The following is a 12794-nucleotide window of genomic DNA, read 5'->3' on the forward strand; positions in this document are numbered from 1 at the left end:
ATTCCCCATACAAGTCCGCGATCAATGACTAGAACCTTAAACGAGCAGAGAGTTCGAACACCTTTGGCGGCGCAAATCTCCACAGGGCGACTTGCCCATCGGGATTGATCTTCAGAGGAATCAAATCGCCATCCGAAGTGATATTGCGAACACGAGCCTGAAGACGCAAATCCTGATCGCCGAATATTTTCGTACTATAGCTCAACCAAAGATCTATATCGGTTTCGGTTGGACCGTAGAACGCATTGTCATGATCGGGAACAGTCTCACCGAGCTCCTCCTTAAGAGGAGTACCTAAAACGACATCGTCTTGCCAACGAACGCCCGCACCTACTCCAAATCCGGAAAGCGGAGATTCATCGCTAAACGAATAGTTCGTGACCAGGTTCCAACGCCACTTTCTAATCTCTTGAAGCGTCCCTCCCTCATTCGACTTAGACAAGGCTATATCATTCAGTACATTATCAGCACGACTGCGAAGCAGACTCTGATTATTATAAGTCCCATCATCATTCATTTCCGGATCCGGAGTAATAAACAGATCACCCATTTTCGGGTCCAAGAATATGTCGTTCGCTATTCTTGTTAACTCGGGCGCTGCAAGTGGCATGACATTACTTACAGCGACCTCTGAACTCGACGCATTGAAAGCGAATCGCCAGTTCTCTGTAGGCGTGTAACTCACTTCTATTTCGGAACCAGTAGACTGGGTGTCTTGGAAATAGTTAGTATTGGTGCCAGATATATTGTCCACCAGCCATGTCGTTTGATCGTTAGGCACGCCAGGATCCGCTGGTCTTAAACGATAGGTCTCTAGAAAACCGGGATGAAAGAGATTCGGATCATTGAGATCCCAACCCGCAGCCGCCAAGGCCTCAGGCGTATTATTTTCCATGACATTTTTCAAATCATTTCCGACCGCTGGCATTTTGCCCACAAGCTTATCGTTCGCCTGAACCGTTTCGAACTTATTGTAACGCAGGTACAACTTATCGTTCAAAGCAGAGAATGCGAAACCGTACTCTTCGGTTTGCCCCGACTGAAACTCGGCCAGGTCATTGAAGACAGTCGTGCTGGGAGCTCCCGCAGCAAAATTCGAAGAATCGACGTAGTGCAAGCTCAAGCCCACTCCTTCCGGCATCCATCGATCGGGCGCATGCACAACCGCTCCGTAACTGGTCGTGCTCTGAGAAACCTCATCCAAAAATTGAGTGAGAGGCACCGGGTCTGGAGATGTAAGTCCAGTTGAAAGCGTCGGAGCATCTCCCGATGCTTGATTAACTGTGTCTTTTCTCCAAGAAGCGGTAGTCACGAGATGGCCATCAAGAAACTTGCTTTGTAGAATGCTTGAGTAGGACTCGATCGATTCTTGGCTCACCGGATTTCCCCAGGTCCAAACATCTTCCGGGTCGTTGCGATAGGTATATATATCGATAGCCTTTTGCTCGAAAGCACCTGTAAATGGGTTCCAACGAGAAGCCATTGGAGTACCATCGTCACCGACCAAGGATGTATCAGGAATATGAATAACGGAAACGGGATCAATCGTGAGATCATAAATGCTATTCGCGCTCGGATTTGCATCGCCCACATACTGAATCATAGTGATACGAGTCCTATTGTCGGATCTACCATTGGTGGCGAAGTCATGAGCCTGATCAAGACCTGGCCCCCCTCTCGCGACACTTGGGTTCCAGTCATTGCTCGCCTTGCTAAACTGACGGTTGGGTTGGGCTTCGTCGAAGGTCTGATCTTGATACACTGCGGTCAAACTATGATCACCAAAGTGCTTGAAGAATCCGTCGCCCATTTTATCAGCGAAATTGTATTTGGCGAATCCTGTCGCTTGGTACGCTTCCCGCTCGCGAATTCTACCTTGGGTATATCCGCGACCACCGATAAAGGGACGCCCGAAGTTCGGATTATCGGACCCATCCATCAATTTCAAATTGATATCGACATTCAAAGTGTTCGCGCTCGAAGCTGTGTGAGCCTCGGAGAGGCTGGCTCGCCAATATTGTTCATTGTATGCGAGCTCTATCCCGACCTGATTATCCAACCAAGTCTGCTCCAGACGGAGATTCTTCACATTGAAATTTTGCTCGTGAAGCGAAGATGCGCCAGTCAAACTGTTTTCTACGAAATCGAAGAGGCCTCGATCGGACAATTGCGGATCGTAGTAAAAGCTCAAATGCCCCGCTGGAATATTCGGATTCGCGCCTACTATATAGTCAGGATTGCGTAGAAGGAGAGATTTAGCGGAATGCCACTGTCTCAAATAGGCATGAGATCCTGCAGTGATATGCGATGGAGTCGGTTCAGCCCCTCTAACCCGACCGGCTGCGTCGCTACGAAACCCTCCTTGCATCACGCTAAAACCTGTACCGTGCGGGTCATCGAAAACGACCATCGGATTGCCGTTAATCGCTTGAGAACCGAACTGCGTGCTCGATTTTGTGAGTTCCGAAGCAAGCGTACCCGTGATTTCTTCGGTATAGCCACTCGCTTGTGAATACCATTTGTTGGTTGTTGCGTCGTAACCCGGGCTTCCGTTCGCAAACCAACCCGAGATACGATCCGTCGGGGGACGTAGTTTCGCTCTGCTTCCAGAAGCGTCTCCCTCTTCGTAGTTCGCTCGTATGATCGTATTTTCGAAGGGACGCCAAGTCGCAGCCACAAAGTAACGATCATCGTTGTAGAACGAATTTTTCTGTTCGTATCCAAGCTCCTGATTCAATGCAGCCACGCGAACCGCCAACTTATCTTCGATGAGCACCTTGTTGTAATTGAGCGAAACCTCCTTCGTTCCGAACTCGGTCCACTTCAGGTTCAACTCGCCCATGTCCCGGTTGGTCAGAGCCTGATCTACAGTAGCATTGACGATTCCACCTGGACTTCCGAGGCCAAAGAGCGACGCGTTCGGTCCACGGTTAATCGTTACCGTGGACGTATTGTATCCATGAAAGGCTAGGTCGCTTTGGAAGTAGTCTCTCGTCAAGTCCGCTCTTGCGAGTCCACGAACCCGTGTATTCAGCTGAGGCTCGCGACGAGAACGCTCCATTCGAGCAGTACCGCTATTGACCTCTGCGAAACTCGCATTACCCGAAGGTCCTGCCGCTTCCGTACCGGTCGTGTAGGTGAGCAATTCGTCCAGAGACGAGGCGCCTACATCGTCAATGAATTCCTCAGTCACCACCTGCACTGCGCTAGCGATATCCTTAAGTTGAGAATTCAAACGTGTCCCAGCCAGTGTATTGTTCGCTCGGTATCCACTATTCTCGTCCGCAGAAACGCTGAACGGCGAAAGCTCGAAGACCTCTTCTTCTTTATCATCCTGCGCCCACGCAGGAGCGGTCAGAACGAGCAAGGACGCAAGCATCCTAGAACGTTGTGATATTTTTTGGGGTGGTGGGGGTACTTTCATAATAGGCAAGTTTGGCTTGTAGGTTAACTCCAGCTCTTCCCGTGATTTACTTTGAAAAACGTGGAGTATGTGTGGGTAAACTTCAAAGGATCGCAGTGACCCCTTGTTTGATTGATCCACACAATGCCGGGGTCCACCCCCAGTCGACATATCCAATTTTTGACAGTCGGATTTCTGGCGCAAAACAAATCTGACAGTCGGATTTCTGGCGTGATAACCTTGAAAAAGGCAACAAAACGGCGGCTTTTGGGCGTTTGTTGAGCCCAAGATTCAGGAGGCAGAGGTCGGTAAGGAAGGAGCTTGGACTTTAGAACCGAAGCAGTATAAGGCTACCCGTCGTCCCATTCTTCTTTTTATTCACAGGGCACATCATATTTACCATTTATCCTTTACTATACGTTATTTATACTATTCATATTTCTATTCATTTGAGTTCTAAACACACAGATTCTATCGAACGACTGCTCGCCACCCGAGGCTCTATGCCTGCAGCAGATATCGCTCTTCAGCTCGGCCTGAGCCAACCCACAATATCCCGAGCCCTCAACGCCTCCCCCAAGATCCTTCGCATCGGTCAAACCCGACGAGCTCGTTACGCCCTGCCGCGTCCCATCCAAGCCGGTGATTCCAATTGGAAGCTCTACCAAATAGCTTCTGACGGCCAAGCCGACATCGCAGGCACCCTACACGCCCTACATCAAGGCGAGTTCTTTCTCGAGCCAAACTGGGAAAACGACAAATACGGCTATCTCCTCAATGGAGAGGACCACCCACAGCTCTTCCCAGATCTGCCATGGTTCTTAGAAGACATGCGCCCCCAAGGCTACCTCAGTCGCCTGCTCGCCCGTACGCACGGTCCATCCCTGGGTATCGGAACCAATCCTGAGAATTGGACAATCGAAGAAGCCATTAAAGCGATCCTAAGCTATGGCGACGATACGCCCGGAAATTTCATTCTTGGAGGCCAGGCCATCGACACCTTCCTCGCCTCTCAAGAACAGTCCCCCGTCATCGAAGCACTAGACCGAAGCGGGCAATACAATCGCATCGCCCATCACGTCACCGAAGACGGCGAACTTCCCAATTCATCCGCTGGCGGCGAACAGCCGAAGTTCACCACATGCATTAGCCAAGCAGATGGCGCCTTCCAACACGTCATCGTCAAGTTCTCCGGCTCTCTCAAGACCGACGCTGGACGACGCTGGGCCGACCTCCTTTCCGCAGAGGCAATCGCATCTGAAGAGCTCACCCGTATCGGCCTCAACGCCGCCCCCTCCCGACTCATAAAAACCGAGCAGCGCGCCTATCTTGAAGTCGACCGCTTCGACCGTTCTGGGCGCATCGGACGCATCGGCACTCTCTCCCTGCGTTCGCTCATCGCCGGCCTCAGCGGTGAACTCGAGCAAAACTGGAGCCACTCCTGCCAATCACTCGTCCGCCAAAAATGGCTCAAACAAGCCGACGCGGATAAGGCCGCCATCTACCAGCACTTCGGCCAGCTGATCGGAAACTCCGACATGCACCTCGGCAATCTCAGTCTCTTCCTCACTCCTGAGCTTCCCCTTAGGCTTTGCCCTATCTACGATATGCTTCCCATGCGCTACGCGCCGCAACGTAGTGGAGATCTTCCTACAACCCCCCTTGAGATCCGGCCTCCTCGCCCCGAAGAGCGCCCTCACTGGCATCCCGCCGCCCAAGCCGCCAAACGCTTCTGGAATCGCCTTAGCAAGGACGTTCCCATCTCTTCCGAATTCCGGGAAATTGCCCAAAGCAATCTTGAGAGAATCAGGAACGAGCTAGAACGCTAACACGACAAGCCCTAATCCCCAAACTGCGCACATCGCTTTCCGTAGGACTGGGTACAAAATCAAATGTATCCACTTTATCAGGGTACCTAGGACCATAGCCGCCAATTGTCCCACACAAGACAATTGCCAACCCCATGCCCGATTCCCGAAATTTCTACGCAGCGCATAGTCCGAGCCAACTCCTCTAGAAAATGTCAACCGTCCACCCGTTAGGACGTGTTCGAGGACGCAGAGTACGCGGAGAATCGTCCCCTCATCTCTAAAATACCTCCGCGTCCTCCGCGAACTCTGCGGTTTAAAAACACAACCAAGAATGGACGGGCTAAAGCCCACCCTCCTTTGCCCGCACAACCATATCACACCTACATCTGCCGCATCGTCGCCCCATCGACCCACTCAACGGCGATCGTCGAAGTCATCTGCTTCGCTGGAATCCCATAAGCGTTGCGGTGCAGTTTACCCACTAGCAAACCCATGCCTCGCTTTCCGAGAGCCCGTGGACACAAATCCAAACCGCTCACTGATTCTTGAGTCGTCGAAACATTGATTTTGCAGAACCCATGTGTTTCCGGAACCTTTAGTCCCATCGACTCCATCCACTGTTTCGTGATCATCCGATGACAAATCACGATATCGGGTTGGTTCCTTTCAAACCATTCTTGAAACCCGCGTTCACTCAACTCTTGAGAGATGTAGGGCTCAATGATTTCGAATCCTTCAACCTCGCGTTGAGCCATCCGATACCCCGCTTCATAGCGATATAATAATCGTTGATCCTGATCCCCCTCCATCACGAATCCAGGCCGTTTGTATCCGTATTCACGAATCTTCGACATGGCGAACAACATGGACCGATAATGGTCTACGCTTACCGAATCCAAAGCAGGTTTTTCAATAACACTATCGCAATAAACGCCTGCATAGCGGTCCCAATCGAGTGCTGAAATATCTGGAGATTCCCGGGCGGGCAAAATCAGCAAACCATTGATTCCTCTCGAACTCAGAATCGAGCCCAATCGCTCCACCGATATTTCCTCATCCCCTAACACGAATGGTTCCGTCCTAAAGCCTAGCTCCGCGGCCATCTCCTTGGCGCCTTCGTACATTTCATTAATAAAGGCAGCCGCCTGCGTGATCCGCTTTTCAGCGCACTCTAGATCCACCACAGCAACCACTCCCTGAAAGCTAGCAGTGCTCGACCTCCGAATTTCGGACATCAGAGCGCCCGCCAAAGGATTGTGCCTAAGCCCTTCCTTCTCAGCAGCCTCCAACACACGCTCTCGGGTCGCCTTCTTAACCTTCGGACTGTTTCTGAGCGCATCATAAACCGTCGAATGCGACAGTCCCAAAGCGCGTGCAAGTTCTCTAACGGATTTCATATTGGGGCGTTCGGTAATCCTTTCCACTCAGCGAACAAAATGGGAGCAGAGCTGATTGTTTAAGAAACTGCAGTCCAGCCGACGGGCAAGGCAACAAATTTCCGACTGTCAAATTTTTGAGCCTTCGCTTGTTCAGGCAAGCCGCATCTATGTTCCCCCTTTAACACAAAGGTGCTCAGTCCGCAGGGCAGGACCTCATCCACTTTCCCGATACTTCACTTTCCTCACCCTATGATCGCAACCAAAAGCAGCTTGCCTCGAATCGCCCTCATCGGCGTCTCTGGCTATGCCCGCATTCACATCGAATGGCTTCTCCAGGCCTACAGAGACAAGCGAATCGCGATCGCCGCCTTCGTATCCTTGGAAGCAGAAAAAGACTCCGAAGGAGCCCAACAACTGCGAGAAACCGGAGCCCAACAATTCGACTCCTACCAGGAAATGCTCGAAGCGCAGGACGGTCAACTCGACCTCTGCTTCATCCCCACGGGCATCCAATGGCATGCCCGAATGAGCATCGACGCCCTCAACGCAGGCTGCAACGTGCTCGTCGAAAAACCGCTCGCCGGCTCCGCTTCCGACGGCAAAGCGATCATTGAAGCAATGGAGAAAACGGGGCGCTGGGTCGCAGTCGGTTTCCAAGACTTATACACTGATGCAGCCGCCCGAATCAAACGACAGATCACCGACGGACGTATTGGCAAGTTAAAGACAATTTCCATGCTCGGCATCTGGCCAAGACCGCGCAGCTACTTCCAACGCAACCATTGGGCAGGCCGAATCAGAGCGGATGATGCCTTCGTGCTCGACTCGCCCCTGAATAACGCCCTCTCCCATTTTATCAGTCTCTCGCTCTATTTTGCAGGAGAGAGTTTCGACAAATCCTGTGACGCCTTTCTAAACGAGGCCCAACTCTACCGAGCCCACGATATCGAAAGTTTCGATACAGCCATCATACAAGCGACCTCCGAATTCGGCACTCAATTTTGGTTCGGCGCCAGCCATGCCTCTACCCACACGCTTGAGCCGGTCATACGAATCACAGGATCCAAGGGACGTATAGAATGGGAACAGGACAAACAGTGCACCCTCTCCTGCAGTGGAGGGAAAGATGAAGTGATTCCCCTGGACGACAGCTTCGCGGCTCGAACCCAAATGTTCGAATCCGTACTGAGCCGATTGAGCGATCCAGACACACGCATCTGCGGACCGGAAATCGCTCTCTGCCATACTCGTCTCATCGAATCTATCCATCGATTCGGAAAGATCCTCGATTTCGAACCGAAGCAAATAAAGGAAATCCCATTCGAAGGTACTGACTCGACCGTCCCCGACGTGATTGGACTCAAAAACCGGCTCTTGGATGCCTTCGAGAAACTGGGCAGTCTCAAATTCGAAGAGATCGTATCCAAAACATAATTGCGGCACATTCGGAATGTGCGCCTTGATTAGCTCAAGCGTCAGCGACTTCAATACAGCAAGCAGCAATGGTTCGTTCTCGCCTTCTAACTCTCGCCGCGACCTTTCTCTCAACTCACTCCATGCAAGCTCTCGATCGGGAGGGTGTGGAATTCAAAGTATATCAGTTTCCCAAAGACGCCATCCCACGCATCGACGGCGATGTTTCAGATTGGGACCAAGTGCCGGAAAGCTACATCATCGGCACCAATGAGCTCTGGGACGACTCGGGACAAAACGAAGGCATCCAGCCCGAGACCCTCGACATAAAGGTCCGAGTCGCCTGGGTAGAAGGCCTGAACCGCCTCTACTTTCTCTACGAAGCTTACGATGACTATTGGGACTTCGCCCTGCCCGGTCTCAGAAACGACACCTTCGAAGTGGTCGTCGACGGAGACCTCTCCGGCGGCCCCCTCATCGAAAGATTCCGCATCAACAACGATGTATTAAGCGAAGCAGACGCCTTCTTCACGCTCCACGGCGCTCATGCCCAAAACTACCACATTTTCACCCCCGCTCGCGACAAATCCTGGACCATGCTTTGGGGCACTCAGCAATGGCTCAAGGAACTACCCTACGCCAACGCCGCCAGCCATTACGATTTCTCCCCAGGTGAGAGCGGACGCTACACCCTCGAATTCTACATCACCGCCTTCGACCACGCCTCGCCCCTAGGCCCCAGTTGCTCGACGGAAAGTCAATTCGAAGAAAACAAAATCATCGGCCTTTCATGGGCGATCATCGATTACGATGAAAACAGCAAACGTAACAGCGGATTCTGGAACCTATCCCGCGTTCATACCATGTATGGCAAAGCCGATGAACTCGTCGCCTTCCGTCTCATGCCCCCAGAGCAGAAACCGACAATCCAAGCCGACTGGGATTTCACCGTGGTCGACCAAGCCCGTCGTTTGGTCGCCTTTCACGACGAGTCTGATGGCGATATCACAAGCTGGTATTGGGATTTCGGCGACGGAAACACCTCAAACGAACAGCATCCGACCCACACCTACGACAAAGGCGACAAATACGTCGTCGTCCTAACCGTCATAGGCCCAGAAGGCGAATCCCGCTGGTCCAAAGTCTGGGACGTCAGTTTGCCTTAGATAACATTCCGCCCTTTGGATTTATTCATTTTCCAAATACGCTTTTGGAGTGCAGCCGACATAGCGCTTAAAGATGCGATAGAAATAGGAAATATCCGAAAAGCCCGATTCATAGCAGGCATATGCAATATGCCCTGTCCCACGTAAACGCTCCTTCGCATACTCAATTCGCTTTCGATTCACATAATCGACCAAGGAGCATCCAGTTGCCTCCTTGAACAATTGAGTAAAGTGTCGTTTGGACAAACCGCACTGGGTCGCCAATTCGTCCAATACGATCGCCTTGTCGAAGCCAGTCTCCAAGTAATCGATCAAGCCGTTAATCGCCCCCTGCGCTCCGCTCGCCCCCAGCCCTCCGCTTTCCGCTCCGCGCAATAGTCCAACCATCAATTGAATAAGAGTGCCCTGGATCAACGCTTCGAAACCCAAAGCGGCTCGCGACTGTTCACGCAACATCGAATGGAAGGCATCACGAAACCCATTCAAGTGAAAGGAGCTACGCGCTCGAATGGGAAAATTAACCGGAAACGCGTCCCTCAATTTCGAATACAGCTGAGCGAGCGTTCCCCTTCCTTCGACAAGCTCGTTGGCAACGCAGGCTATCACCAAAGCCATCGGTTCAGAGGGATCGTCTGCAAATCGATGCGGCAGATTCGCTGGAACTAAAACGAAATCATTCCGCTTTAAGGGAACGCTTCCCGCTTCCAATACCAACAAGCCACGACCGATGCCAACCCAGCACAGTTTGTGGAAAGGCCATACCCCCATCGGCATGTGAAACGATGCATCATGATGACTCTCCAGAATATAAATTCCACTCTCTGGCATCGGCACTTCAACCGGAACCACACGTCGCTTTGCTCCTATCTCATTCATCGTCTTCATTCGCCTTTCTCACTAGAAAGTCCAAGTCAAGGCACTCTGCTAAAACAGGGCACCTTTCCCTTTCTATCCATCAATTAGCACTCTTCTCTCACACACCATTTACCCTAATCGCCATATTGTCCAACCGCTTATCGCCATATCAACGAAGACGCCAAACCAGGGATTCCCTATAATCCCTATCCAGCCCCAAGTCCCCCATCATGAACCCAGCTACCATGGAAACCCAGATCGAGATCCTTGAGCTCTCGCCTCTTCTCGAGGAAGAAGCGCTTCTTCTCAGCATGGGCATTCCCAAAGGCGCTCCGGTTAAAAAACGGCTGCAACGCCATGTGGTCGAAGCCTTGGACATCGTATCCTCTTTAGCTAAGCCCAAGGCCCTCTGGAAGATTGCCTCCACCGAATCCGTCCTTCGTTCCTTCACGCCTTCCAGACGCCTCACTCGCTATCTTCAAGCACCCGAATACGCAGCGCTCGTGGTCGGTACGGCTGGCGCGGAATGGGAAGAGCGCATCCATTCGACCGAGGACCCCATGCGTGCCTATATTCTGAATACCGCCGCCACCGCGCTCGCCCGCGACACCCATCAGCAAGTCAGCCGGGCTCTCGCCCAACGCTACCCCCAGTTCCTCATCTCCGAATCAGTGTCCCCTGGAATAGGCGGCCTGCCGTTCAGACTGCAAGCCGAGCTCATTCAGCAACTCCCTATCGAAAAGATCGGCGTCCGCTTCAACACGGAAAGTCAATTCATGCAACCGATGGCAAGCGTCACCAGCATCATCGGTTTCGGAAACAAGGTCGAAAAGGCGGAGAACATCGATGACTGCACAGCGGCAGAGCCTCATTGCCCGCATTGCCCCGACCCCAACTGCACCCTTCGAGTATTGCCTTTTCAACGACAGAAATCTCCCGCCCTTCAAAACGCTTAGAACCGCCCTATTCAACCCGCTTACTTTCTTATGAATTCCAAAGAATTAATGACCGCCGTCCTCAAAATGGAAAAAGGGGACCGCATCCCCTTCTGCCCAGCCATCTACGAGCACAAGGGCTTCCTAATCGACAAAACGCCTTCCCAAATCTGCCGCGATGCCGACCTTTTGGTCGAAGGACTTCTCGCCGAATACGAACGCTACAAGCCGGACTTTCTCACCGTCGGCATCGACGTCTACAATGTAGAAGCAGAAGCCCTCGGATGCAAAATCGTCTATTTCGATGACACTCCCGACGTGCCAGGCGTCGAAGAATACCCGGTCAAGACGCCCGAGGATTTCGACAAACTCACGATACCGAATCCCAAGACGGACGGCCGCATGCCGCTCTACCTCGAAGCCGCCAAAAAACTAAAAGAAAAGGTCGGCCATGAAGTGATCGTGCGCGGTGCCATCACTGGCCCCTTCTCCCTCGCTTCCGAACTTATCGGCGCGGAAAACTTCATCGTGATGACGATGCAGGATCCACGCTTCACCGTGAAGCTCATGAACTTCACCGCGAAGGTCGCGGCGGCCTTCGGCAAAGCCTTCCTGGAATTGGGCATCGAGCCCATCATCTTCGACTCCCGAGCAATGCCTCCCCTCTGCTCCCCTCAGATTTTCCAAGAAGTGGTGGCAGGCGTCTACAAACGAACGCTCGTCCCGGAATTGAAGAAGGCCGGAGCGACCCAGATCCCACTCATCATCGGAGGCGACACAACCCCCATCCTCGACGCCATCATCGATACTGGCGTCACCCAAATTCTCTGCGATTTCGAAGGCGACATCGAACTCTTCAAACGCAAGACGCTCGAGGCCAACATCCCCATGCGCGTCAACGTCGATCCCCGCCTGCTCCACCTCGGTCCGGTCGAAAAGATCCAGGACTTCACCATGAACATCCTCAACAAGTGCTGGGACCACCCGGGCTTCATACTCGGCACCGGCGTCGCAGCCTACGATTGCCCGCCAGAACACATCGACGCCGTAAGCGCGTGCTTGGATATGGACTACAAAAACTGGGTCCCCAAGCGTCCCCTCTTCAAGCAGAAGAAGGAGGCCACCGAAGCCATCGTCGCCGATGTCGCACCAACCTACCCAGACGACCTCGAACCCGTCATGCGCGAACTCGCCGAAGCCATCGAAGAAGGCGAAGAAGAAGACGTCCTAGAATTGGTCGAAGAGGCTCTCGGTGATGATATTGCCCCTGGCGACATCGTTAATCGGGCCATGATCCCGGCCATGGACGTAATCGGTTACCGTTTCGCCCAAAAACAACTCTTTGTCCCGGAAATGCTCATCGCCGCCCGAGCCATGAGTGGTGGGCTCAAGATCCTCCGTCCGCTCATCGCCCAAACAGGGGCCAAGCCCATCGGTCGCGTCCTTCTCGGCACCGTCAAAGGCGATATTCACGACATCGGCAAAAACCTCGTCGGCATGATGATGGAAGGCGCCGGCTTTGAAATCGTGGACCTCGGCGTGAACGTGCCCGTTGAGAAGTTTGTAGAAACCCTAAAAGAACAAGACATCCATATACTCGGAATGTCCGCCCTCCTCACCACTACCATGAACTACATGGGCCGCGTGGTCGAAGCGCTGAAGGAAGCCGGTATCCGCGATACCACGCAAGTTCTCATCGGCGGTGCTCCCATCAACGAAAAGTTCTGCGACAAAATCGAAGCGGACTTCTACGCGGACTCGGCAGCCGATGGCGTCATCGCTGCCAAAGCCGCCCTCGCCGCTCTCACCGAAGCACGCATCCCTGCCTAGAT

Annotated in this window: 8 protein-coding genes; 5 read left to right on the forward strand and 3 right to left on the reverse strand. The window is 52.7% G+C overall.

Going from position 1 to position 12794, the window contains the following annotated elements; genetic code table 11:
• Positions 1–28 precede the first annotated feature (28 nt).
• Complete coding sequence (locus JIN87_RS01175) at positions 29–3379, reverse strand: TonB-dependent receptor plug domain-containing protein (RefSeq protein WP_200353671.1); 3351 nt, start codon at positions 3377–3379, stop codon at positions 29–31.
• Between the two features lie 473 nt (positions 3380–3852).
• Here JIN87_RS01175 and yjjJ point away from each other — a divergent pair, with 473 nt between their 5' ends.
• Positions 3853–5232 carry a type II toxin-antitoxin system HipA family toxin YjjJ gene (gene yjjJ / locus JIN87_RS01180; RefSeq protein WP_200353672.1) on the forward strand — a complete coding sequence of 460 codons (1380 nt, stop codon included), beginning with the start codon at positions 3853–3855 and terminating at the stop codon, positions 5230–5232.
• Positions 5233–5594: 362 nt separating this feature from the next.
• Here yjjJ and JIN87_RS01185 read toward each other — a convergent pair whose 3' ends face one another.
• Complete coding sequence (locus JIN87_RS01185) at positions 5595–6611, reverse strand: LacI family DNA-binding transcriptional regulator (protein ID WP_200353673.1); 1017 nt, start codon at positions 6609–6611, stop codon at positions 5595–5597.
• Between the two features lie 231 nt (positions 6612–6842).
• Here JIN87_RS01185 and JIN87_RS01190 point away from each other — a divergent pair, with 231 nt between their 5' ends.
• Both JIN87_RS01190 and JIN87_RS01195 read left to right on the forward strand, forming a co-directional pair.
• Positions 6843–8027 (forward strand): Gfo/Idh/MocA family protein, encoded by a 1185-nt coding sequence (locus JIN87_RS01190; RefSeq protein ID WP_200353674.1) that lies wholly within the window; start codon positions 6843–6845, stop codon positions 8025–8027.
• A 68-nt stretch (positions 8028–8095) separates the two neighbouring features.
• Positions 8096–9172, forward strand: coding sequence for a PKD domain-containing protein (locus JIN87_RS01195; RefSeq protein WP_200353675.1), 1077 nt, complete (start codon positions 8096–8098; stop codon positions 9170–9172).
• Positions 9173–9193: 21 nt separating this feature from the next.
• Here the strand turns inward: JIN87_RS01195 and JIN87_RS01200 are convergent, their stop codons facing one another.
• The gene (locus JIN87_RS01200; protein WP_200353676.1) at positions 9194–10057 is read right to left on the reverse strand and encodes an AraC family transcriptional regulator; all 864 of its coding nucleotides are present in this window, start codon (positions 10055–10057) and stop codon (positions 9194–9196) included.
• Between the two features lie 200 nt (positions 10058–10257).
• Between JIN87_RS01200 and JIN87_RS01205 the strand changes: the two genes are divergently transcribed.
• Together JIN87_RS01205 and JIN87_RS01210 are read left to right on the forward strand one after the other, a co-directional pair.
• Positions 10258–10983 carry a hypothetical protein gene (locus JIN87_RS01205; protein WP_200353677.1) on the forward strand — a complete coding sequence of 242 codons (726 nt, stop codon included), beginning with the start codon at positions 10258–10260 and terminating at the stop codon, positions 10981–10983.
• 30 nt (positions 10984–11013) lie between these two features.
• A complete protein-coding gene (locus JIN87_RS01210; RefSeq protein WP_200353678.1) occupies positions 11014–12792 on the forward strand; it encodes a uroporphyrinogen decarboxylase family protein in 1779 nt (592 codons plus the stop codon).
• Positions 12793–12794: the final 2 nt, after the last annotated feature.

Source organism: Pelagicoccus mobilis (assembly GCF_016595505.1).
Classification (GTDB): Bacteria; Verrucomicrobiota; Verrucomicrobiia; order Opitutales; family Opitutaceae; genus Pelagicoccus; species Pelagicoccus mobilis.